Source organism: Thiohalobacter thiocyanaticus (genome assembly GCF_002356355.1).
GTDB lineage: Bacteria > Pseudomonadota > Gammaproteobacteria > Thiohalobacterales > Thiohalobacteraceae > Thiohalobacter > Thiohalobacter thiocyanaticus_A.
This window is the reverse complement of sequence record NZ_AP018052.1, coordinates 2,608,845-2,630,542: the sequence shown is the minus strand read 5'-3', so window position 1 is coordinate 2,630,542 and position 21,698 is coordinate 2,608,845. Positions and strand designations below refer to the sequence as shown.

The following is a 21,698-nucleotide window of genomic DNA, read 5'->3' as shown; positions in this document are numbered from 1 at the left end:
GCTATTTTTCCCGGCGTTCGAACACCCCGTCCCAGTCCGGCGGCAACTCACGCCGGCGCAGCTGATCGATGCGTTCCAGATAGAGCTTGTAGAGCCTGTCGCCGGGCCGCTCGGCGGCCAGTTCGCGAAAGCCGCGGTCGGCCGCGTCCCAGTCCTGGTTCCAGAAGGCCGCCAGCGTGGCGTCGTGACGCTGCAGCCAGTCACTCATCGCGGGCGTCAGTTCCGTCTGCGCACACAGCGGTTCATACACGGTCACCCCCTGCCGCTTGCCCTTGACCCGTACCCGGTCCAGGGTGCGGTAGACGAAACCCGGCGCCAGTTCCCGGGTGCGTTCCCCGACCACCAGCCGCACGCCGTAGTACTTGGTCACGCCTTCCAGCCGTGAAGCGAGATTCACGGCATCGCCCAGCACCGTATAGGCACGGCGGTATTGCGAGCCCATGTCGCCGACGTTCATCACGCCGCTGTTGATGCCGATGCCGATGTTGATCTCGGGCAAGCCCTCGGCCAGGAACTGCGCCCGCAGCCGGTCGGCGGCGGCGAGCATCCCGAGCGCGCCCTCGATGGCATGCCCGGCATGCTGCGGGTCGCTGACCGGCGCGCCCCAGAAGGCCATGATCATGTCGCCGACGTATTTGTCGATGGTGCCGCGGTGATGAAAGATGGTCGCGGTCATGGGCGTGAAGAAACGGTTGAGCAGGTGCTTGAGCTCGCCCGCGCCGAGACTTTCCGAGATGGTGGTGAAGTTGCGGATGTCGGCGAACAGCACGCTCATCTCGCGGCTTTCGCCCTCGGCGTGGAACTGGCCGGGATTGCGGCTCATCTCCTCGACCAGCTGCGGCGGGACATACTGGCCGAACATGCCTTTGAGCTGGCGCCGGCGGCGGGCCTCGCCGAGGAAGCCGTAGCTCAGGTTGAACAGCATGATGGCCGCGATGGCCAGCGTCGGCGTGGTGGTGGCCAGCGCCAGCCGGTGCTCGGTCCACAGCCAGAAGTTGCCGGCGATGAAGCCCGACAGCACCAGGGCGGAGAGGAGCAGGATCCACACCGGCCCGAGAAAGGGCAACAGCAGCGCCAGCAGCGAACCGACGCCGATGATGATGAATACATTGGCACCGCTGGCCCAGTCCGGCTGGTAGGGGAAGTCCCCTGCCAGCAGCCCGGCGATGATGCTGGCATGGATCTCCACCCCGGGATAGACGTTCTGCACCGGTGTGGGCTTGACGTCGGCCAGGGCCAGCGCGGTGGCGCCGACCAGCACGATCCGGTTCTCGACCCGGGCCGGATCGAAGTCGCCCGCCAGCAGGTCCGCGGCGGACAGGTGGTCGAAACTGCCCGCGGGGCCGGTGTAGGGCACCAGCACCTGGGCACCGGCGTCGGTATGAATGCGCTGGTCGCGGGCCAGTGACAGGTATTCCACCACCCGACCGTTGCCGACCTCCGCGGTGTCGATGCCGATCTGCCGGGCGAACAGATAGACCCGGGCGGTCTCCAGTGCCAGCGAGGGGTACAACTCCCCCTGATGCCGGACCAGCAGGGGGACGCGCCGGATCACGCCGTCGGCGTCAGGCATAACAGTAATGAAGCCGCCATGCCCGGCTGCCTGCTGCAGCAGCGGCAGGTTGGCGGTGTGGGTGGGAAGCTCGGGAACCGCGAACAGCGCGTCCGTCTCACCGGCCAGCGGCGCCGGTGCCGGCAGGATGCCGCTGCTGTCCGCCCGCGCCGTATGCAGGACATAGCCGAGCACGGTATCCATGCCGGTCAGGGCACGGGCCAGCCGCCGATCGCCGTCCCGGGCGCGCGCCAGCGCCAGCAGCGCCTCATAGCGGCCGGCAGCGGGGTCGGCCTGCTGCGCGATCAGGGCCTCCAGGGTGTCGACCTCGCTGCGTTCCGGCTCGGACATGACCAGATCGAAGGCAACCACGGCCGCGCCGGCATCGCGCAGGCTGTCGACCACCTGCGCCAGTCGCTGTCGCGGCCAGGGCCAGCGGCCTTCCTGTTGCAGACTCTGTTCGTCGATGTCCAGGATCAGGATGGTGTCATTGGCGGCCGGCGCGGCCGGCAGGCCCAGGTTGAGCCGCAGGTCATAGCTCAGATACTCGAGCCGCTCGCGCAGTGTACTGACCGGTTCCCGTCCGGTGGTTTCCACCCAGGTGCCGATCAGGGCCAGCAGCAGGCCGGCCAGGATGGCGGCGACACGGGGTGATCTGTGCAGGGCTGCAGGCAAACGGGTGCTTCCCTCTCCAAACGCAAGGCCCGGGCGGTCCGACGCTCGGGGTGACTGTAAAGACGTCGGCAGCTTTGACAGCTTCTGCGAAATACCAATCATTCGCGTCTGCAGTCCACCCGTCTGATCGGGCGTGGGATTTCCTGCCGTCCGCTCGTGACCGCCGCGCGTTGCTCGTCACCGGATTTTACAGCATCCCGGGCAGGTTAATCTCAATTTATTGTTTTAATTATATTTTATTTCAAGGCATGCATGTTGCTCCTGTCTTCCTGTCCCCATGCAGGAGCGACCGCCATGAAGACACAGCCTACCCAGCTCGAGAACATCGTCGGCCTGCTGGTCCTGGTGGCCGTGCTGTTGCTGGCGGGCATGGATCTGGGGCCGCTGGTCTGACCCCGCCCTGATTCCTGCCATTGCCGCCGCCTGTCATCTGGCGGGACGGGCGGCGATACAGTGCCTCTTCCCCATCCCCGAACCAGTCCGTAGACTTCCAGTCTCTGCCCGGACTGGACGAGGATTCACCGTGTCGAAAGGCAAGACCGCCTACAGTTGCAGCGCCTGCGGGGCGCAATCGCCCAAGTGGGCCGGCCAGTGCCCCGAGTGCGGCGAGTGGAACACCCTGGTGGAGGTCGTCGCCATGGCGGCCGCTCCGGCCGCCCCGCGCTTCGCCGGCTATGCCGGGGCGGCCGAGACCCGGGTGCGCGACCTGGCCGATGTCCAGCCAGAGTCGGCCGAGCGCATCCCCACCGGCAGCGAGGAACTCGACCGGGTGCTCGGCGGCGGACTGGTGGGGGGCTCGGTGGTGCTGCTGGGCGGCGACCCCGGCATTGGCAAATCGACCCTGCTGCTGCAGACCCTGACCGATCTGGGCACACGCCTGCCCGCGCTCTATGTCACCGGCGAGGAGTCGCCCGAGCAGGTCGCCCTGCGCGCGCGCCGCCTGGGCCTGGCCAGCGAGCACACCCGGCTGCTGGCCGAGACCGCGGTGGAGCGCATCATCGAGATCGCCCGGCGCGAGCAGCCCCGGGTGCTGGTCATCGATTCCATCCAGACCCTCTACACCGCGGTGCTGCAGTCCGCGCCCGGGTCGGTGGCGCAGGTGCGCGAGAGCGCGGCCCAGCTGGTGCGCTACGCCAAGGCCAGCGGCACCGCCCTGTTCCTGGTCGGGCATGTGACCAAGGAGGGCACCCTGGCCGGTCCGCGGGTGCTGGAGCACATGGTCGACACCGTGCTCTATTTCGAGGGCGATGCCGGCGGGCGTTACCGGGTGGTGCGGGCGATGAAGAACCGCTTCGGCGCGGTCAACGAGATCGGCGTCTTCGCCATGACCGAGAAGGGACTGAAGGCGGTGAGCAATCCCTCCGCGATCTTTCTGTCGCGTCACGACGAGCCGGTGCCGGGCAGCGTGGTGATGGTCACCCGCGAGGGTACCCGACCGCTGCTGGTGGAGGTGCAGGCGCTGGTGGCCGACAGCCACCTGTCCAACCCGCGCCGGGTCACCCTGGGCCTGGAGCAGAACCGGCTGTCTATGCTGTTGGCCGTGCTGCACCGCCACGGCGGCATCGCGGTGGCCGATCAGGACGTGTTCGTGAACGTGGTCGGCGGGGTGCGGGTCAGCGAGACAGCAGCCGACCTGGCGGTGCTGGTTGCCGCCCTGTCGAGCTTCCGCGACCGGCCGCTGCCGGCGGACTGGATCGTGTTCGGCGAGGTCGGCCTGGCCGGCGAGATCCGCCCGGTGCCGAATGGCGCGGAGCGGCTGCGCGAGGCGGCCAAGCACGGCTTCAGAAAGGCGCTGGTGCCGGCGGCCAACCTCAAGCAGGTGAAGGTGGAAGGCCTGGAGACGGTACCGCTGAAGCGGCTGGCGGATCTGTTCGATCAGATCTGAGTAGTGATCTCTGCGTTATTGTCACCCAGGCTGACAGGATCCACTCACCCCAGGCTGGCCAGTTCGCGCTCCAGCAGGTCGGGGTTGCCCAGGTTGAGTTCCACCAGCCGGCGCAGGTGGGTGATGCTGTCCAGGTCGATATCCTCGCAGCGCAGACCCAGTCGGTCCTCCTCCTGATGGGCGACGCTGACATCCATGGCAATGACCGCGTCCTCGCCCAGCCGGAGCTCCAGCCGGAACGGCCCTTCGGTGCGGCCATCCCAGTCATCGGGCCGGGCGATCAGCGCGCCCTTCAGCGAGATGTCGAGCAATTCCACCGGCCACTGCCGATCGCCGGCGGACAGGCGGGCATCGGCATCGAAGGGGATGCGGGTGAAGCGGCGCCGCTGCACCGGTTCGGGTTCGGAACCCGCGGCGGCGGATGTGGCGGCGGTCTGCGGCTGATCGAGAAAGAACTGCAGTTCCAGCCGGCCGATCTGCAGCCGATCGCCCTCGTGCAGTTCGCGCGAACTGTCACCGATGTCCTCGCCGTTCACGCGCGGCGCGGTGTCGCCCTCCAGGTGGGACAGGTAATAGCCCCTGTCGCGGCGGGCGATCATGGCGACATGTTCGCCCTGCTTGCCCACCCGGGTCAGGGCGCGGTCGAGGCGGATGGTGCGGCCGAAATGGCTGCCGCTCATGATCTGCATCCAGCCGGTGCTTCGGTGGCGGGTGATGGGGGTGACGTTGGTCTGTTCCGTGCCGCCCTCGCTGCTGTAGGTGAGCAGGTGCTTGCCGATCTGGATGCGGTCGCCCTCGGCGAGGGTGTGCGCGGCCTCGATGGCCGTGCCGTTGACCTGGACAACGGCCTCGGGACGCGGTGTGAGATGGATACCTGCGGCATCGAGTCGGAGATCGGCGTGCTGCGGCTCCACGGCCAGGCTGTCGATATGGATCTGACACTGGGGGTCGCGGCCGATGCACAGGTTCTCCCCCAGCAGGGGGAATATCCTCAGTACCCGCTCTTTGAATGTCAGTGTCAGTTTGGCCATGTCTCTCCCCGCCACCCGGACGGATGAAAATTCCAATGGGAATCACGTGCCTGGCAGGCATTTTCGATTCGAGCATGGCAGAACGGGGCGTCCGCCTCCATGCCACTTGTCAGAGTATCGGCGCCGTTGGTCCGTTTATTTAGGGCCTGTTGACAGGCCCTGGCGCCCGGGGCGGCAAGGCAGGGCTGGGGGATGGGGCGTGGGGCCGGCGCGGGTCAGTGTCGGGCCTGCGGCTTACGCAGCTTCGGAAACACCCGCACCGTCTTCACCGCATTGTCCTTGGTCTGGACGATCTCCACCGGATAGTCCGCGAGCAGCAGGCTGGTGCCCGGCTCGGGGATGTCCTCCATGTGTTCCAGGATCAGGCCGTTGAGCGTCTTCGGGCCGCTGGTCGGCAGTTCCATCTTCAGGGCCCGGTTCAGTTCGCGCACCGCGGCGGTGGCGTCGACCAGAAAGCTGCCGTCGTCCTGCGGGGTGATGTCCTTGTAGAGTGAATAGGGATCGGTGGTGAACTCGCCGACGATCTCCTCCAGGATATCCTCGAGCGTGGCCAGGCCCAGGATGTCGCCGTACTCGTCCACCACCAGGCCGGTGCGCCGGCCCTCGCGCTGGAAGTTCAGCAGCTGCCGGTTCAGCGGCGTGCCCTCGGGGATGAAGTAGGGGTCGCGGGCAATGCGGCGGATGCTCTCGTGGCTGAGTTCACCGGCGCGCAGCAGCGGCGTGACATTACGCATGTGCAGGATGCCGACCACGTGATCGATGGATTCCTCGTAGACCGGCAGCCGGGTGTACTGGGTGTGGGAGAGGAAATCCTCGATCTCCTCCAGGCTCTCGGTCAGGTCCACGCCGTCGATCTCGTTGCGCGGCACCATGATGTCCTCGACCGTGATCTTTTCCAGGTCGAGCAGGTTGAGCAGCATCTTCTGGTGGCGCTTGGGGATCATGGCGCCGGCCTCCAGCACCACGGTACGCAGTTCCTCGCTGGACAGGGCCGTGTCACCGGCCTGTTCGGGCGAGACCCCGAACAGGCGCAGAATGCTGTTGGCGATGACATTGATCACCCAGACCAGCGGGTAGAACAGGCGCAGCAGCGGCCCGTAGACGAAGGCGGCGGGAAAGGCGATGCGTTCCGGTCGCAGGGCCGCCAGGGTCTTGGGCGTGACCTCGGCGAACAGCAGGATCACGACGGTCAGCAGTGCGGTGGCCACCATGATTCCGGCCTCGCCCAGCAGCCGCAGGGCGATCACCGTGGCCAGGGCCGAGGCCAGGATGTTGACGAAGTTGTTGCCCAGCAGGATCAGGCCGATCAGGCGGTCGGGACGCTCCAGCAGCTTCTGGGCGCGTCTGGCCCCGGCATTGCCGCCGCGCGCCAGGTGGCGCAGCCGATAGCGGTTCAGCGTCATCAGGCCGGTTTCCGAGCCGGAAAAGAAGGCCGAGAGGATGATCAGGAAAAACAGGACTCCCAGCAGGACGCTAAGGGGAATATCAGCCAAGGGATCGGTTGCTCCGGATTCTTATAAGGATGAAATTGTAGGTTAAGGCGTGGAGCCTGTCAGGCCCGGAGAAGGATCTCCAGCACCAGCTTGGTGCCGAAATAGGACAGCATGAGGAAGATGAAACCGCCCAGGGTCCAGCGAATCGCGGTGCGGCCGCGCCAGCCGAAACGCCAGTGCCCCCACAACAGTACCCCGAACACGGCCCAGGCGATGATCGACAGCACGGTCTTGTGCACCAGATGCTGGGCGAAGATGTCCTCCAGGAACAGGACCCCGGTGACCAGTGCCAGGGTGAGCAGGGCGAAGCCCACCCCGATCAGCTGCATCAGGATCAGTTCCATGCCGCGCAGCGGTGGCAGCACCTGCAGGATGCCGCCCAGCCGGTGATGGCGCAGCTGGTGTTCCTGTACCGCCAGCAGCAGCGCCTGCAGCGCGGCCAGGCCCAGCACGCTGTAGGCGATGACCGAGATCAGCACGTGCAGGTCCAGCTGCCAGCTGGACTGGTCGAGAATGATGTGCTCGGTCGAGTAGGCGAACATCAGGGCGATGGTGAGCGCCGCCACCGGCAGCAGCAGCACGCCGAGATTTTCCAGCGGCCGGTACAGCGAGGCCAGCAGCAGCAGGGCGGCGCTGAGCAGGGCGATCAGGGAGGCGGCATTGAAGAAGCCCAGGTTCAGCCCCGAGGCCGTGACCAGGGCCGGCCAGAGCACCACAGCATGCAGCACCACGCCGGCAAATCCTAGTCCGATCACACTGTTACGACCGCCGGCACCCGGCTCCAGGCCGCGCACCATGCGCGCGACCAGCAGGCTGCTGGAGGCGAGGTAAAGAAGTATGGCCAGGATGCCGATGAGGTGCGTATGCATGTGCTAAACAGCGGATTTCCGGAAGCTATTCCGACGAATGCCAGCAGGCAGGATAAAGCCAACCCCGGCGGACTGCAATAAGGGTCCGGGCGGGCAGCTGGCGATGCAATGCGGATGACAAAGGGCGAAATGTGAAACCTTCGACAGCCAGACCGGGACCGATGGGCGCAGAGTGTCGACAGGATACGGACATGGAACAGGCAGTCGGACTGGACACAATGCAGATTCGAACGCTGGGCTGCAGCGGCGGCATCGGCGGCGAGCTGCGCACGACCTGCTTCCAGGTCGATGACGACATCCTCATCGATGCCGGCACCGGCCTGGGCAACCTGTCGCTGGAGGAAATGAAGGCCATCCGCCATATCTTCCTCACCCATTCGCATCTGGATCATCTGGCCGGCATCCCGCTGATGGTGGATTCCATCTTCGGCGATATCACCGAGCCGGTGGTGGTGCATGCCGCGCCGCCCACGCTGAGGGCGCTGCGCGAGCATATCTTCAACTGGGTGATCTGGCCCGATTTCTCCGTCCTGCCCACGGCCGGCCGGCCGGTGATCCGCTTCGAGGAGATGCATCCGGGCGAAAGCGTCGAACTCGGCGGTCGTCGTATCGAGATGATCGAGGTCAACCATGTCGTGCCCGGCGTGGCCTACTGCATTCAGAAGGGCGGACGGACGTTCGCCTTCAGCGGTGATACCACCACCAACGACACCCTGTGGCCGGTACTCAACCGCCAGGCCCGGCTTGATGCGCTGGTGGTGGAATGCGCCTTCGCCGACGAGGACGAGGAGCTCGCGGGCAAGGCCTTCCACTATTGCCCCCGCACCCTGATTGCGGATCTGGCCAAGCTCGAGCACGCCACCCGGGTCTTCATCACCCACCTCAAGCCCGGGGCCGAGGATCGCATTCTGGCCCAGCTCCGGCGCCGGCTGCCGCAACTGGATTTCCGGCGTCTGGCCGGCGGCCAGCTGATCCAGCTATAATTCCCTCTGTATTCTTTTCAGAACCTCCGAATCTCCTTTTCGTCATCCCGGCGCAGGCCGGGATCCATGTATTCTGAAACCGACTGGATCCCGGCCTGCGCCGGTATGACGGATTGAACAGAGGTTCCCTGGTATGACCGGCGGCGCATGGCGCCGAGGGTGGATTGCAAGTCTATGTTTGAAAATCTCTCCGATCGTCTCGGCCAGACCCTGAAACGGCTGCGTGGCCAGGGCCGCCTGACCGAGGACAACATCAAGGACACCCTGCGCGAGGTGCGCATGGCCCTGCTGGAGGCCGACGTGGCCCTGCCCGTGGTCAAGGCCTTGATTGACCGGGTGCGCGAGCGCGCCGTCGGTCAGGAAGTGCTCAAGAGCCTCACGCCCGGCCAGGCCCTGGTCAAGGTGGTGCATCAGGAACTGGTCGCCACCATGGGTGAGGCCAACGAAGGCCTGAACCTCAATGTGCAGCCGCCGGCCGTGATCCTGATGGCCGGACTGCAGGGCTCGGGCAAGACCACCAGCACCGGCAAGCTGGCGCGCTGGTTGAGCGAGAAGCAGAAGAAATCCGTACTGGTGGTGAGTTGCGACATCTATCGTCCGGCGGCCATCAAGCAGCTGGAGACCGTTGCCGGCGAGGTCGGTGCGCAGTTCTTCCCCAGCAGTACCGACCAGGACCCGGTGGATATCGCCACCGGCGCCATCGATCAGGCCCGCAGGCAGTTCATCGACGTGGTCATCATCGATACCGCCGGCCGGCTGCACATCGACGCCGACATGATGGAGGAGATCCGGCGCCTGCATGAGGCGGTCAACCCGGTCGAGACCCTGTTCGTGGTCGACAGCATGACCGGCCAGGACGCGGCCAACACCGCCAGGGCCTTCCATGATGCCCTGCCGCTGACCGGCGTCGTGCTCACCAAGACCGACGGCGATGCCCGCGGCGGTGCGGCGCTGTCCATCCGCCACATCACCGGCAAGCCGATCAAGTTCCTGGGCGTGGGCGAGAAGACCACCGCGCTCGAACCCTTTCACCCCGAGCGGGTGGCCTCGCGCATCCTGGGCATGGGTGACGTGCTCAGCCTGGTGGAAGAGGCCGAGCAGAAGGTCGACCGCGAGAAGGTCGAGCAGCTTGCCACCAAGCTCAAGAAGGGCAAGGGCTTCGATCTGGCGGACTTCCGCGACCAGCTGCAGCAGATGATGAGCATGGGCGGTCTGGCCGGGCTGATGGACAAACTGCCCATGGGGGATCTGCCCAAGGGGGTGCAGGGGCATATGGACGACCGCGAACTGGTGCGCATGGTGGCCATCATCAATTCCATGACCCCGCAGGAGCGCCGGCGCCCGGACGCCATCAAGGGCTCGCGCAAGCGCCGCATCGCCAACGGCTCCGGCACCCAGGTGCAGGACGTGAACAAGCTGCTCAAGCAGTTCACCCAGATGCAGAAGATGATGAAGAAGATGTCCAAGGGCGGCATGGCGAAGATGCTGCGGGGCATGAAGGGCAAGCTGCCGCAGGGATTGCCGTTTTAGGAGTGGGGAGCAATATTGCTCTCTGTCATCCTGCGCATTCCCCGTCATCCCGGCGAAGGCCGGGATCCAGTGACCGCAAGGGGGTGTGGATCCGGCCTTTGTCGGGAAGAGGGCCGAGGTAAAATGCGGGCCTGCAGAAAAGCTGCCTCACTTCTCACTTCTTACTGAAAAAAGAAAAACGGCGGACCGTTTCCGGTGCCGCCGCCAATGTCGCGCTGTCGCGTAGCAGACTTTCAACAGATGTTTTTATATTTGCTCGCTGTCGTCAGGCTGCCGCTGAAACCCGTTTATTTTGTTATCCGGGCAACTCCTCCATTTCTTGTTTGTTGTAAAGCTCGACTCCACCGACTGGATTGTTGTTGTTTTGTGCCCCAATGACAGAGCAATGCCTGTGCCAGTTTTTGTTTCATATTGAACATCAGTCAGTTAGAGTGAAACAGTCAGTCTCTGGCAGAAATCGGATTGCAAATTGCAAAAAATGTCGACAGTGAATCCCACCCCGCATGTCCGGTATTCAGTGCAAAAACGAATTCAAAAACAAGGGCTAAACTTAAATATAAGAAATAATTAATATTTGTTTTTCGTAATGTAAGTTATTTCGACGCCACGCAGCACATCTGGGGTGCGCGGGCGGGATCGGGCGACAGGGCCATAATTCCGTAAAATCTGCCGACAACGCCCTCGCAGGCGGGCCTGTTGTCGGGTCCCGCGCCACCGGCGTCGGTCGGCGGGCTTCACATTTGCTGGAAATTGCGTAGAATGCGCCGTTTACCGAATCTGGGTGCCGCCGGAGGGCGCACCTTTGGCTGAATCGAAATCCAGCGCAAGCACGAAGTCACAGAGGTCAGGATATACATGGTCACGATACGACTGGCGCGCGGCGGCGCCAAAAAGCGTCCCTTCTACCACATCGTGGTGACGGACAACCGCAATCGCCGTGACGGTCGCTACATCGAGCGGGTGGGCTTCTTCAACCCGATCGCCAGCGGTCAGGATGTCAAGCTGCAGATGGACCAGGAGCGTATCGGCTACTGGCTGTCCAAGGGCGCCAAGGCCTCCGAGCGCGTGGCCAAACTGATCGAGCAGGACCGCGCCAGCGCGGCCTGAATTTCCGCTGCCTGAGGGCAGGACGGGGGGTGCGTGAGCAGGGTCGTCCTCGGTCGTGTCAGCGGGTTGTTCGGTGTGCAGGGATGGGTAAAGGTCTATTCGCATACCGAACCGCGGGAGAATATCGCCACCTATCGCAACTGGCATCTGCAGTGCAACGGTGAGTGGCAGAGCGTCCGCGTCGAACAGGGCCGCCGCCACGGCAAGGGTGTGGTGGTCAAGCTGGCCGGGATCGAGGATCGCGACCAGGCGGCGGCGCTGATCGGCTGTGACATCGCCATCGAGCGCGATCAGCTGCCGCCGCTGCCGCCGGGCGAGTATTACTGGACCGACCTGGAAGGACTGCGGGTGGTCACGCTGGAGGGAACCGAACTGGGGCGGGTCAGCCACCTGTTCGCCACCGGTGCCAACGACGTGATGGCGGTGCAGGGTGAGCGCGAACGCCTGCTGCCCTTCGTGCAGCCGGACGTGATCCGCAGGGTGGATCTGGAGCAGGGTCTGATCGAGGTCGACTGGGACCCGGACTTCTAGGCACCACCCGGCCCGAGTTCAGGAACAGGTGAACATGCTCCGAATCGACGTCCTCACCCTGTTCCCGGAACTGGTGCAGGCGGTGGTCGGCAGCGGCGTGGTCCGCCGCGCCGCCGAGCGGGGCCTGCTGCAGCTGGTGTGCTGGAATCCGCGCGACTATACGCACGACCGGCACCGCACGGTGGACGACCGGCCCTACGGCGGCGGCCCCGGCATGGTCATGCTGTACCAGCCGCTGGCCGACGCCCTGGCCGCGGCCCGGGCGGCGGACCCGGCTCCGGGGCGGGTGGTGTGTCTCTCGCCTCAGGGCCGGCGGCTGGATCAGGCCGGGGTCGAGCATCTGGGGGCCTGCGAGCGGTTGCTCCTGGTCGCCGGGCGCTACGAGGGCATTGACGAGCGCTTCATCGAGGCGCATGTCGATGAGGAGTGGTCCATCGGCGACTATGTGCTCAGCGGCGGCGAGTTGCCGGCCATGGTGCTGATCGACGCCCTGACCCGACAGCTGCCGGGAGCGCTTGGTGCCGAGGATTCGGCCGCGCAGGACTCGTTCATGAACGGCCTGCTCGACTGCCCGCACTACACCCGCCCCGAGCGGATCGGCGGGATGGCGGTGCCGGAAGTGCTGCTGCAGGGCAATCACGCCGCGATCGAGCGCTGGCGGCTGCAGCAGGCACTGGGCCGCACCTGGCGACGGCGGCCGGAACTGCTGGAACAGCGGGATCTTACGGACGAGCAGCGCAGGCTGCTCGAGGCATTCATCGAACAATCGGGTAACAACGACAGCGACGCTGGTAGGGGAAGGTCATGAGTAACATCATCCAGGAACTGGAACAGGAACAGATGGGGCGTGAGATCCCGGAATTCGCCGCGGGTGACACGGTCGTGGTCAATGTGAAGGTGGTCGAGGGCAGCCGCGAGCGTATCCAGGCCTTTGAAGGCGTGGTCATCGCCAAGCGCAACCGCGGCCTGCATTCGGCCTTCACCGTGCGCAAGGTCTCGCACGGCGAGGGTGTGGAGCGCGTGTTCCAGACCTACAGCACCACCATCGACAGCATCAAGGTAAAGCGCCGCGGCGACGTGCGCCGGGCCAAGCTGTACTACCTGCGCGAGCGCTCCGGCAAGTCGGCGCGGATCAAGGAAAAGATCTGACCGCGTTCCTGCCGGAACCGAGCTCACAGAGACGCCATGCGGGTCACTCGCGTGGCGTTTTTTTTGGAATGAACCAAAACCCTGTAGGATGGGTGGAGCGTAGCGCAACCCATCGTTGCATGGCGTGCCGTGCGATGGATGGGTTGCGATGTGAACTGAACATCTCCACCCAGCCTGCACATTGATCCGCATAACCGATGCCCATCCCCGACCTGAAGCCGTTCCTGCTGCTGACGCTGTTCTGCGCCAGCCCGCCGCTGGCAGCCGATGAACTGCAGGCGGTGATGGATCTGGCCCGCGCCGGGGCACACGGCCTGGCCCTGCAGGAGATGGATGCCCGCCAGCCGGCGTTTTCGGCCGACCCGTCCGGCTGGATCCGTTGGGAGCAGGAGCGCCTGTACATACTGGAACTGCGCCGGGACTGGGCGGGCATTGCCGAGCGCGTGCGCCAGGCCCCGGCGGAGATCCCCGAGAGCCTGGCCCGGGATTTCGTCACCCGCCGGGCCGAGGCCGAACTGGAACTGGGGCGGATCGAGGCCGCCCGTCAGCGGCTGCGCCGCAGCCTGTGGGAGGCCGCGGCGCCGCCGTCGGTGCGTCAGCGCTGGCGACGGTTGCTGATCCGCGGCTACCTGCAGGCGGGGGCGATCGGCGATGCCCGGGCCGCCATGCTGCGGTATCAACAGGACTATGCCGATACCAGTCCGGAATGGTATCTGCTGGGCGCTAAGGTACTGCTGCGTGCCGGTCAGCCCGGCCGGGCCCTGGAACTGCTGGAGGGGGTGGAGCAGGCGCAGGTCCGGCCCTACCGCTGGCTGGCCCGGCTGCAGTCGACACCGGACAGTGCCGGCGCCCTTGCCGAGGAGGTCGACCGTGTGCTCGCCCAGGCGCAGGACGACATGGCGCCGCTGCAGCGTGCCCGTCTGTGGGCGGTGCGGGCCCGTGCCGATGCCGTGCGCGAGGCCCGGGCCGGGCAGGTGGCGGCCCTGGAGGCCGGACTGGGGCAGGGTGCGTCAATCGATCCGACCCTGTTCGAACTCAGCGGCGAGGCCCTGTGGGGCGCCTACCTGGCCTGGGGGGAACAGCTGGGCAATGCCGAACAGCTGCTGATCGGCCAGGACCAACGCTGGTACTTCGCCGCCACCGAGTCGATGGAACAGCAGCCGCGCCGGGCCCGGGCCCTGTTCGCGGTATTGGCCCTGCAGGGCCAGACCGCCGAACACCGCTCGCTGGCGCATGATTACCTGGCCCGGCTGGTGCTGGCCGAGCCGGGCGGCGGGCACCTGCTGTATGCGCTCTATCTCGACAGCAGCCGGTTTCCGGACATTGCGGACATCCCGGCGCCGGTGCGCTATCTTCTGGTGGACCTTGCGCTGGACCGTCAGGATCTGGAAACCGCCTCGGCGCTGATGCAGGATCTGGCAGCGCCGGCGCAGGATCAGCAGTTCGCCTGGCAGCTGCGGCGGGCCCGGGTGCAGGTATTGAACGGGCGGATCGCCGCCGGGGTGGCGCTGCTGGAGCAGCTGCTGGCCGATCAGGCGAACTGGCAGAATGACGCGCATGATCGCTTTCTGCAGGTGGTGTTCGATCTGCAGCGCCTGAAGGAACATGAGCAGGCCATCGCGCTGCTGGCGCGGATCGATCCGACCCGTCTGGCCTTGCAGGGGCAGCGCGAACTGCTGTTCTGGCTGGGCGAGTCGTATGCCGCATTGGACCAGCACCGACGGGCCGCGGCGCATTTCCTGCGCTCGGCGATCCTGGCCGATCCCTATGCCATGGATCCCTGGGCCCAGACGGCACGCTATCATGCCGCCCGCGCGCTGGCCGCGGCCGGCCTGCAGGGGGATGCGGCCAGTCTGCTGAAAGGTCTGCTGAAGGCGACCCGCGACACCAATCGGCGCGAGGTGCTGCGCCATGAACTGCAACAGCTGGAGGCCTCCGCTGGTGAAGGCAACTCCCCTCCCTGATGCAATCGAGTATGCGGCCGTCCATGCCTCGCCCGTCGGCTGGCTCGGCATCCGGCTCGACGGCCATGACCGGCTGCGCGGGCTCGAGCTCCTGGAGCAGCCGCCACGACGCCAACCGGTCGCGTCCGCTGCAGCGCCTGTCCTGGCCGCCCTGGAGGCCTATTTCGCCGCTCCCGCCAGCGCGCTGAACCTGCCGGAACTGGCCCCGTTGACTACGGCCTTCCAGCAGCGGCTGCGACAGGCCCTGCTCGCGATCCCGGCCGGCACGGTGCTGACCTACGCCGAACTGGCCGCGCGCCTGGGCAGCGCTCCACGCGCGGTCGGTCAGGCCTGTCGCCGCAATCCCATCCCGGTCCTGGTGCCCTGTCACCGGGTGGTGGCCCGCACCGGCATCGGCGGTTATGCCGGTGCCACGTCCGGCCCGCGGCTGGCCATGAAGCAGTGGCTGCTCGCCCACGAGGGATATCCCGGGGCTTGAAAAACCGGCCCGCGGCCCATATCTGCGCACCTGATCCGAATCGATAGCAGACGGGAGGACTACCAGCCCATGACGGTCGCGGCACAGAAGGAAACCCTGGAATTTCAGACCGAGGTTCGCCAACTCCTGAACCTCATGATCCATTCGCTGTACTCGAACAAGGAGATCTTCCTGCGAGAGTTGATCTCCAATGCCTCGGACGCCTGCGACAAGCTGCGCTTCGAGGCCCTGGGCGACGACGCCCTGTTCGAGGGCGAGACCGGACTGCGCATCCGGGTCGAGTATGACAAGGAGGCGCGCACCGTCACCGTCAGCGATAACGGCATCGGCATGAACCGCGAGGAGGTGATCGAGAACATCGGCACCATCGCCAGATCCGGCACCCGCCAGTTCCTCGAGGCCCTGTCCGGCGACAAGGCCAGGGACGCCAACCTGATCGGCCAGTTCGGCGTGGGTTTCTATTCTGCCTTCATCGTCGCCGATGAGGTCACCGTGACCACCCGCCGCGCCGGCCTGGGACCCGAGCACGGCGTGCGCTGGGTCTCGCAGGGCGAGGGCGAGTTCACCATCGAGAACATCGACCGGCCGAGCCGCGGCACCGAGGTCACCCTGCATCTGCGCGAGGACGAGGACGAGTTCCTCGAGCCCTTCCGGCTGCGCAATATCATCCACAAGTACTCGGATCATATCTCGCTGCCCATCGAGATGAAGGCCGAGGACAAGGACGAATACGAGACCGTCAACAGCGCCTCCGCCCTGTGGGCAAGACCGAAGTCCGAGATCAGCGACGAAGAGTACAAGGCGTTCTACAAGCATGTCGCCCACGACTTCGAGGACCCGCTGACCTGGACCCACAATCATGTCGAGGGCAGGCAGAGCTACACCTCGCTGCTGTATATCCCCCAGCGCGCGCCCTTCGATCTGTACGAGCGCGAGCGCCGGCGCGGCATCAAGCTGTATGTGCGCCGGGTGTTCATCATGGACGACGCCGAGCAGCTGATGCCGCAGTATCTGCGTTTCGTGCGCGGCGTGGTCGACTCCGACGATCTGCCGCTCAACGTCTCGCGCGAGATCCTGCAGCACAACCGCATGATCGACACCATCCGCGGCGCCTCGGTGAAGAAGGTGCTGGGGTTACTGGAAAATCTGGCGAAGAACGAGCCGGAGCAGTACCAGGCGTTCTGGCAGCAGTTCGGTATGGTGATGAAGGAAGGCCCGGCCGAGGACTTCGCCAACCGCGAGCGTATCGCCAGGCTGCTGCGCTTCGCCTCCACCCACAACGAGGGCGCCGAGCAGACGGTCTCCCTGGACGATTACATCGGCCGCATGCAGGAAGGCCAGGAGAAGATCTACTACATCACCGCCGAGAACCACACCGCGGCCCGTCACAGCCCGCACATGGAGGTGTTCCGCAAGAAGGGCATCGAGGTGCTGCTGCTGTCCGACCGTGTCGACGAGTGGCTGGTCTCGCATCTGGCCGAGTACGACGGCAAACCGCTGGTCTCCATCGCCAAGGGCGACCTGGACCTGGACCAGCTGGAGGATGAGCAGGAGCAGGAGGGGATCAAACAGGCCGAGGGCGAGTACAAGGACATCCTCGAGCGCATGCAGACGCTGCTGGGCGAGGAGGTCAAGGAGGTCCGCCTCAGCCACCGCCTGACCGATTCCCCCAGCTGCCTGGTGCTGGAGGAGAACGAGATGGCCATGCATCTGCAGCGGGTGCTGAAGCAGGCCGGGCATGATGTGCCGGTGTCCCAGCCCATCCTGGAGATCAATCCGAACCATGCCCTGGTCGCCCAACTGAAGGCCGAGCAGGACGAGGCCCGGTTCGGCGACTGGACCCGGGTGCTGTTCGAACAGGCCATGCTGGCCGAAGGCGGCCAACTCGAGGACCCCGCAGCCTTCGTGCGCCGGCTCAACGGCCTGTTGCTCAAGGTTGCCGGGCAGTGATCCGTGACTGATGCCAGGCGCGAACTGCTGGTCACCGCCTTTTCGGACTATATCTGTCCGTTCTGCTATGTGGGTGATGCGCGGCTGAACCGGCTGCGTGAATCCTTCCGGGTGAAGATCAACTGGTGCCTGCTGGAGATCCATCCGGAGACGCCGGCCGAGGGCCGTCCGGTGAGCGAGCTCGGCTACGATCCCGAGACCTGGGAGCAGCTGATGGCCGCCCTGGATGTGCTGGCGGCCGAGGAGGGGCTGGAGTTCGCCGAGCACAGCTTCACAGCCAACTCGCATCAGGCGCTGCTGCTGGCCGAGGCGGCCAAGGAACTGGGCGCGGCCAGCTTCTATCCCCTGCACCGGGCCCTGTTCGAGGCCTTCCTGCGCGACGGCCGCAACCTCGGCGACGAGGCGGTGCTGCGCGCCATTATCGAGGAGCAGGGGCTGGAACAGTCGCTGGGCGATCAGGCCTGGTCCGATCCCCGCTTCGAGGACAACCTGAAACGCTACCGTCTGGCCGCAGCCCAGCTCGAGGTGCGCGCCACCCCGACCTTCTTCGTCGGTACCCATCGCCTGGACGGTGCCGTGCCGTTCGACGAACTGTGGCAGGCGGCACAGCTGGCCGCGGATGAACCCTCATGAGAGCCGCATGAGCGCAGACAGGGTCCGCATCGACAAGTGGCTGTGGGCGGCGCGCTTCTTCAAGACCCGTAACCTCGCCACCGAGGCGGTCAGCGGCGGCAAGGTGCATCTCAACGACAGCCGGATCAAACCTTCGCGTGCCTTGTGCATCGGCGACCGCCTGCGCATCCGCAAGGGCGAGCTGGAATTCAGCGTCGAGGTGACCGGCCTGTCCGAACGCCGCGGTTCGGCCAGCGAGGCGGAAAGGCTCTATGTCGAGGATGCGGACAGCATCGCCGCGCGCGAGGCCCGGCGCGACGAACGCCGCCTGTTGCACAACGCCGCACCCCAGCCGCACGGCCGCCCGGACAAGAAGGCGCGGCGTGAATGGCGGCGGCTGACGGGGAAGTGAAACATGATTTCATACCAAAGCGCGCCAAGAGCGCAAAGCGAAAAATCCTGTCTCAAGATGCAGGTTGGGTTAGGCGCATAGCGCCGTAACCCAACACTGGGCAGCGACTATCCTTCGTCATTGCGAGCGCAGCGCGGCAATCTGTTTCGGCTTTCCTGTCTGGTAATGAGGTTGCCGCGGCGCTACGCGCCTCGCAATGACGAACAATATGGATATTAGGAGTATCGTAGGTTGGGTTAGCCCGTAAGGGCGTAACCCAACAAACCGGGCGGCGATTGTTGGGTTACGGCGCTACGCGCCTAACCCAACCTACATATATATCTGCTGCGTGCTCCTGGTGTCCTTTGTGGTGAAATCCTTTCGTCACCATCAGCGCAGCAGCAGCACCGGCACCGAGGCGTTGCGCATCACATTGGTGGTGGTGCTGCCGACCAGGAAGCGGCGGATCACCGAGTGGCCGTAGGCGCCCATCACCAGCAGGTCGATATTGTTCGCCGAACGGTAATCGCACAACACCCGCTCGACCTCGCCGCTGTGCAGCGCAACCGGCGCCTCGAAGCCGGCGGCCTCCAGGGTGCGGCGGGCCCAGTCCAGCTGCTCGTGATTGGCCGCATTATCGCTGCCGATCATGACCAGGTGGCAGGGCAGGCCGCGGAACAGGGGACTGCCGGCGACCATCTCCACCCCCTTGCGGGTGGTGTCGCTGCCGTCGAAGGCGAGCATTACCCGCTGCGGCGGGGTGAACTCGGGAGTGGTGATCAGGATCGGCCGGTGCAGCATGCGCACCACGCTCTCCAGCCGGCTGCCGACATGCTCGCCCAGGTTCTCGTCATGCTTGCCCATGACCAGCAGGCGGATGTCGTCCTCCATCTCCGCCAGGGTCTCGACCAGGCTGCCGTGGCGCTGGCGGCTGGTCGGAGCCGCGACCCCGTCGGCAATGGCGCGTTCCCTGGCCGCCTCCAGCATCAGCTTGCCCTGTTCCAGGGCCAGGCGGCCGCGCTTCTCGTCCAGCGCGGCCAGTTCCTCCAGCAGCGCCTCGCGGCTGCCCAGGCCGATGTTGCCGCTGAGGTTGCTCTGCTCCGGGTACTCGGTCTTTTCGAGCACATGCAGGAATTCCAGCGGGGCGTCCAGGCGCAGGCTGGCCCAGGCGCCGTAGTCGCAGGCCGCGGTGGAGACGTCGCTGCCGTCGATGCAGGTGATGACATGGCTCATGGTGCGGGTCTCCCTCTCAGTGGCCCATCAGGTTCTGCACCGCGTCGGGCTTGTCATGCACGGCGAAGCGGTCGACGATGGTGGTGCTGGCCTCGTTGAGGCCGATGATCTCCACCTCGGTGCCCTCGCGGCGGAACTTGAGTACCACCTTGTCCAGGGCGGCGACGGCGGTGATGTCCCAGAAATGCGCCTGGCACAGGTCGATCACGACCTTGTCCACGGCCTCCCGGAAGTCGAAGAATTCCACGAATTTGTCCGCCGAGGCAAAGAACACCTGGCCGACCACCCGGTAGGTGCGGGTCGATGCGTCCGCGCTGAGCTCGGATTCGACATACTTGTACTGGCCGACCTTGTTGGCGAAGAACATGGCCGCCAGCAGTACGCCGACGAACACGCCCCAGGCCAGGTTGTGCGTGGCGACCACCACCACCACGGTGGTGAGCATGACGATATTGGTGCTCATCGGGTGGGTCTTGAGGTTGCGCAGCGACTCCCAACTGAAGGTGCCGATGGAGACCATAATCATCACCGCGACCAGGGCGGCCATCGGGATCTGCGCGACCCAGTCGTCCAGGAATACGATCAGCAGCAGCAGGAACACCCCGGCGGTGAGGGTGGACAGGCGGGTGCGGCCGCCCGATTTCACATTGATCACCGACTGGCCGATCATGGCGCAGCCGGCCATGCCGCCCATCAGGCCGGCGCCGATGTTGGCAATGCCCTGGCCCTTGCATTCGCGGTTCTTGTCGCTGTCGCTGTCGGTGAGGTCATCGATGATGGTGGCGGTCATCAGCGATTCCAGCAGCCCCACCATGGCCAGTGAGACCGAGTAGGGGAAGATGATGCTCAGGGTTTCGAGGTTGAGCGGGACCTCCGGCCACAGGAACACCGGCAGGGTGTCGGGCAGCTGGCCCATGTCGCCCACGGTGCGGATGTCCAGATCCAGGGCGATGGCCACCGCGGTCAGCACGACGATGGTCACCAGCGGCGAGGGCACGGCCCGGGTGAGGTAGGGGAACAGGTAGATGATGCCCAGACCGGCGGCGGTCATGGCATAGACATGCCAGGTCACATTGGTGAGTTCGGGCAGCTGGGCCATGAAGATCAGGATGGCCAGCGCATTCACAAAGCCGGTGACCACCGAATGCGACACGAAGCGCATCAGCGAACCGAGCTTCAGATAGCCGGCCAGGATCTGCAGCACCCCGGTGAGCAGGGTCGCGGCCAGCAGGTATTCCAGCCCGTGTTCCTTCACCAGGGTCACCATCAGCAGGGCCATGGCGCCGGTGGCCGCCGAGATCATGCCCGGCCGGCCGCCGGTGAAGGCGATCACCACCGCGATGCAGAAGGAGGCGTACAGGCCCACCTTCGGATCCACCCCGGCGATGATGGAAAAGGCGATCGCCTCCGGGATCAGCGCCAGGGCCACCACGGTGCCGGCGAGGATGTCGCCGCGCAGATTGCCGAACCAGTTGTGCTTGAGATAGGGCGTCATCTTGTTGTCCAGTTAAAACGCGCGCGAGCGCTGCGTGCCGTGATCCGCATGTCGCCGCGGAAGAGATTCAATACGGGCCCGGCCCGGGCGCGTGCGCACCCGGGAGGCGCCAGGCTCACTGGCGAGACAACCGGAACGGATTCAGAAGGGGGGTAAGTCGACTGGAAGCGTCCAGGACGACAGGGGTACCCTTGCGTACGGGTGATTCTCGACCAACTATATCGTTGAGAATATTAGCATAAACTTAAATGTAGCTTCAATCCCGGATCCGCAATCATGGCCCGTCCCGACACACCGCTGCTGACCGTTGACGTGATCATCGAACTGACCGACCGCCCGGGCCGGCCGGTGGTCCTGATCGAACGGGCCAATCCGCCTTACGGCTGGGCGCTGCCGGGCGGTTTCGTCGATCAGGGCGAGCGGCTGGAGGTGGCCGCGGTGCGTGAGGCACGCGAGGAGACCTCGCTCTCGGTGCGGCTCAAATTCCTGTTAGGCTGCTATTCCGCGCCGGACCGTGATCCGCGCGGGCATACGGTGAGCGCGGTCTATGTCGGCGAGGCGGGCGGCAAGCCGCAGGCGGCGGACGATGCGACGCATCTGGAACTGTTTGATCCCCGCGAGCCGCCGGCGCTGGCCTTCGACCACGAACTGATCCTGCGGGATTATCTGCGTTGGCGGGAGACCGGCGAGCCGGCGCCGTTGCGGCGGTAGTAACAGGCCTGTGATGCCTGGCCAGAGTTGCAAGGCGTCATTCCCGCCTGCGCGGGGAT

General features: G+C 65.6%; 19 protein-coding genes and 1 pseudogene. 13 read left to right on the top strand and 7 right to left on the bottom strand.

The window, feature by feature from the left end; translation table 11 throughout:
• Nucleotide 1: 1 nt before the first annotated feature.
• Nucleotides 2-2,227, bottom strand: coding sequence for a CHASE2 domain-containing protein (locus tag CFK21_RS12110; RefSeq protein WP_231971511.1), 2,226 nt, complete (start codon nucleotides 2,225-2,227; stop codon nucleotides 2-4).
• A 523-nt stretch (nucleotides 2,228-2,750) separates the two neighbouring features.
• On the opposite strand from CFK21_RS12110, the gene radA reads away from it, so the two are divergent.
• On the top strand, nucleotides 2,751-4,112 hold the full coding sequence (gene radA, locus CFK21_RS12105) for a DNA repair protein RadA (protein WP_096366899.1): 1,362 nt from the start codon (nucleotides 2,751-2,753) through the stop codon (nucleotides 4,110-4,112).
• 44 nt (nucleotides 4,113-4,156) lie between these two features.
• On the opposite strand, the gene CFK21_RS15670 is transcribed toward radA, so the two are convergent.
• The 4 genes and pseudogenes from CFK21_RS15670 to CFK21_RS12090 all read right to left on the bottom strand — a co-directional run bounded on the left by CFK21_RS15670 (nucleotide 4,157) and on the right by CFK21_RS12090 (nucleotide 7,505).
• Complete coding sequence (locus CFK21_RS15670) at nucleotides 4,157-4,504, bottom strand: PilZ domain-containing protein (protein WP_369801271.1); 348 nt, start codon at nucleotides 4,502-4,504, stop codon at nucleotides 4,157-4,159.
• A 426-nt stretch (nucleotides 4,505-4,930) separates the two neighbouring features.
• A pseudogene (locus CFK21_RS15665) lies at nucleotides 4,931-5,143 on the bottom strand (FHA domain-containing protein); the annotation flags it as partial.
• A gap of 215 nt (nucleotides 5,144-5,358) precedes the next feature.
• The gene (locus tag CFK21_RS12095; protein WP_096366897.1) at nucleotides 5,359-6,636 is read right to left on the bottom strand and encodes an HlyC/CorC family transporter; all 1,278 of its coding nucleotides are present in this window, start codon (nucleotides 6,634-6,636) and stop codon (nucleotides 5,359-5,361) included.
• 59 nt (nucleotides 6,637-6,695) lie between these two features.
• Nucleotides 6,696-7,505, bottom strand: a complete 810-nt coding sequence (locus tag CFK21_RS12090; protein ID WP_096366896.1) for a cytochrome C assembly family protein — start codon at nucleotides 7,503-7,505, stop codon at nucleotides 6,696-6,698.
• Between the two features lie 191 nt (nucleotides 7,506-7,696).
• On the opposite strand from CFK21_RS12090, the gene CFK21_RS12085 reads away from it, so the two are divergent.
• The 11 genes from CFK21_RS12085 to CFK21_RS12035 all read left to right on the top strand — a co-directional run bounded on the left by CFK21_RS12085 (nucleotide 7,697) and on the right by CFK21_RS12035 (nucleotide 18,221).
• Nucleotides 7,697-8,488, top strand: coding sequence for an MBL fold metallo-hydrolase (locus CFK21_RS12085; RefSeq protein ID WP_231971510.1), 792 nt, complete (start codon nucleotides 7,697-7,699; stop codon nucleotides 8,486-8,488).
• A 174-nt stretch (nucleotides 8,489-8,662) separates the two neighbouring features.
• Nucleotides 8,663-10,018, top strand: coding sequence for a signal recognition particle protein (gene ffh / locus CFK21_RS12080; RefSeq protein ID WP_096366895.1), 1,356 nt, complete (start codon nucleotides 8,663-8,665; stop codon nucleotides 10,016-10,018).
• 855 nt (nucleotides 10,019-10,873) lie between these two features.
• Nucleotides 10,874-11,125, top strand: coding sequence for a 30S ribosomal protein S16 (gene rpsP, locus CFK21_RS12075; RefSeq protein ID WP_096366894.1), 252 nt, complete (start codon nucleotides 10,874-10,876; stop codon nucleotides 11,123-11,125).
• A gap of 33 nt (nucleotides 11,126-11,158) precedes the next feature.
• Nucleotides 11,159-11,656 carry a ribosome maturation factor RimM gene (rimM, locus tag CFK21_RS12070; protein ID WP_096366893.1) on the top strand — a complete coding sequence of 166 codons (498 nt, stop codon included), beginning with the start codon at nucleotides 11,159-11,161 and terminating at the stop codon, nucleotides 11,654-11,656.
• Nucleotides 11,657-11,684: 28 nt separating this feature from the next.
• Nucleotides 11,685-12,464 carry a tRNA (guanosine(37)-N1)-methyltransferase TrmD gene (trmD, locus tag CFK21_RS12065; RefSeq protein WP_096366892.1) on the top strand — a complete coding sequence of 260 codons (780 nt, stop codon included), beginning with the start codon at nucleotides 11,685-11,687 and terminating at the stop codon, nucleotides 12,462-12,464.
• Complete coding sequence (gene rplS, locus CFK21_RS12060; RefSeq protein WP_096366891.1) at nucleotides 12,461-12,805, top strand: 50S ribosomal protein L19; 345 nt, start codon at nucleotides 12,461-12,463, stop codon at nucleotides 12,803-12,805. The genes trmD and rplS overlap by 4 nt, the downstream gene beginning before the upstream one ends.
• A gap of 197 nt (nucleotides 12,806-13,002) precedes the next feature.
• Nucleotides 13,003-14,769 (top strand): hypothetical protein, encoded by a 1,767-nt coding sequence (locus tag CFK21_RS12055; protein WP_096366890.1) that lies wholly within the window; start codon nucleotides 13,003-13,005, stop codon nucleotides 14,767-14,769.
• Nucleotides 14,747-15,247 (top strand): methylated-DNA--[protein]-cysteine S-methyltransferase, encoded by a 501-nt coding sequence (locus CFK21_RS12050; protein WP_231971509.1) that lies wholly within the window; start codon nucleotides 14,747-14,749, stop codon nucleotides 15,245-15,247. Before CFK21_RS12055 ends, CFK21_RS12050 begins: the two co-directional genes overlap by 23 nt.
• A 69-nt stretch (nucleotides 15,248-15,316) precedes the next feature.
• Nucleotides 15,317-17,197 carry a molecular chaperone HtpG gene (htpG, locus tag CFK21_RS12045; RefSeq protein WP_096366888.1) on the top strand — a complete coding sequence of 627 codons (1,881 nt, stop codon included), beginning with the start codon at nucleotides 15,317-15,319 and terminating at the stop codon, nucleotides 17,195-17,197.
• 3 nt (nucleotides 17,198-17,200) lie between these two features.
• Nucleotides 17,201-17,830 (top strand): DsbA family oxidoreductase, encoded by a 630-nt coding sequence (locus CFK21_RS12040; protein ID WP_096366887.1) that lies wholly within the window; start codon nucleotides 17,201-17,203, stop codon nucleotides 17,828-17,830.
• 7 nt (nucleotides 17,831-17,837) lie between these two features.
• Complete coding sequence (locus tag CFK21_RS12035; RefSeq protein WP_096366886.1) at nucleotides 17,838-18,221, top strand: RNA-binding S4 domain-containing protein; 384 nt, start codon at nucleotides 17,838-17,840, stop codon at nucleotides 18,219-18,221.
• 369 nt (nucleotides 18,222-18,590) lie between these two features.
• Here CFK21_RS12035 and CFK21_RS12030 read toward each other — a convergent pair whose 3' ends face one another.
• Both CFK21_RS12030 and CFK21_RS12025 read right to left on the bottom strand, forming a co-directional pair.
• On the bottom strand, nucleotides 18,591-19,433 hold the full coding sequence (locus tag CFK21_RS12030) for a universal stress protein (protein WP_096366885.1): 843 nt from the start codon (nucleotides 19,431-19,433) through the stop codon (nucleotides 18,591-18,593).
• 16 nt (nucleotides 19,434-19,449) lie between these two features.
• Nucleotides 19,450-20,928: a SulP family inorganic anion transporter gene (locus CFK21_RS12025; protein WP_096366884.1), complete on the bottom strand. Its 1,479-nt coding sequence runs from the start codon at nucleotides 20,926-20,928 to the stop codon at nucleotides 19,450-19,452.
• A gap of 276 nt (nucleotides 20,929-21,204) precedes the next feature.
• Here CFK21_RS12025 and CFK21_RS12020 point away from each other — a divergent pair, with 276 nt between their 5' ends.
• Nucleotides 21,205-21,639 carry an NUDIX domain-containing protein gene (locus tag CFK21_RS12020; protein ID WP_096366883.1) on the top strand — a complete coding sequence of 145 codons (435 nt, stop codon included), beginning with the start codon at nucleotides 21,205-21,207 and terminating at the stop codon, nucleotides 21,637-21,639.
• Nucleotides 21,640-21,698: the final 59 nt, after the last annotated feature.

What these genes read in the sequence shown, in the direction of transcription:
- CFK21_RS12030 (WP_096366885.1), bottom strand. Translation starts at nt 19,433, where the DNA reads ATGAGCCATGTCATCACCTGCATCGACGGCAGCGACGTCTCCACCGCG.
- CFK21_RS12025 (WP_096366884.1), bottom strand. Translation starts at nt 20,928, where the DNA reads ATGACGCCCTATCTCAAGCACAACTGGTTCGGCAATCTGCGCGGCGAC.
- rpsP (WP_096366894.1), top strand. Translation starts at nt 10,874, where the DNA reads ATGGTCACGATACGACTGGCGCGCGGCGGCGCCAAAAAGCGTCCCTTC.
- CFK21_RS12020 (WP_096366883.1), top strand. Translation starts at nt 21,205, where the DNA reads ATGGCCCGTCCCGACACACCGCTGCTGACCGTTGACGTGATCATCGAA.
- rplS (WP_096366891.1), top strand. Translation starts at nt 12,461, where the DNA reads ATGAGTAACATCATCCAGGAACTGGAACAGGAACAGATGGGGCGTGAG.
- ffh (WP_096366895.1), top strand. Translation starts at nt 8,663, where the DNA reads ATGTTTGAAAATCTCTCCGATCGTCTCGGCCAGACCCTGAAACGGCTG.
- CFK21_RS12055 (WP_096366890.1), top strand. Translation starts at nt 13,003, where the DNA reads ATGCCCATCCCCGACCTGAAGCCGTTCCTGCTGCTGACGCTGTTCTGC.
- htpG (WP_096366888.1), top strand. Translation starts at nt 15,317, where the DNA reads ATGACGGTCGCGGCACAGAAGGAAACCCTGGAATTTCAGACCGAGGTT.
- CFK21_RS12085 (WP_231971510.1), top strand. Translation starts at nt 7,697, where the DNA reads ATGGAACAGGCAGTCGGACTGGACACAATGCAGATTCGAACGCTGGGC.
- CFK21_RS12035 (WP_096366886.1), top strand. Translation starts at nt 17,838, where the DNA reads ATGAGCGCAGACAGGGTCCGCATCGACAAGTGGCTGTGGGCGGCGCGC.
- CFK21_RS12090 (WP_096366896.1), bottom strand. Translation starts at nt 7,505, where the DNA reads ATGCATACGCACCTCATCGGCATCCTGGCCATACTTCTTTACCTCGCC.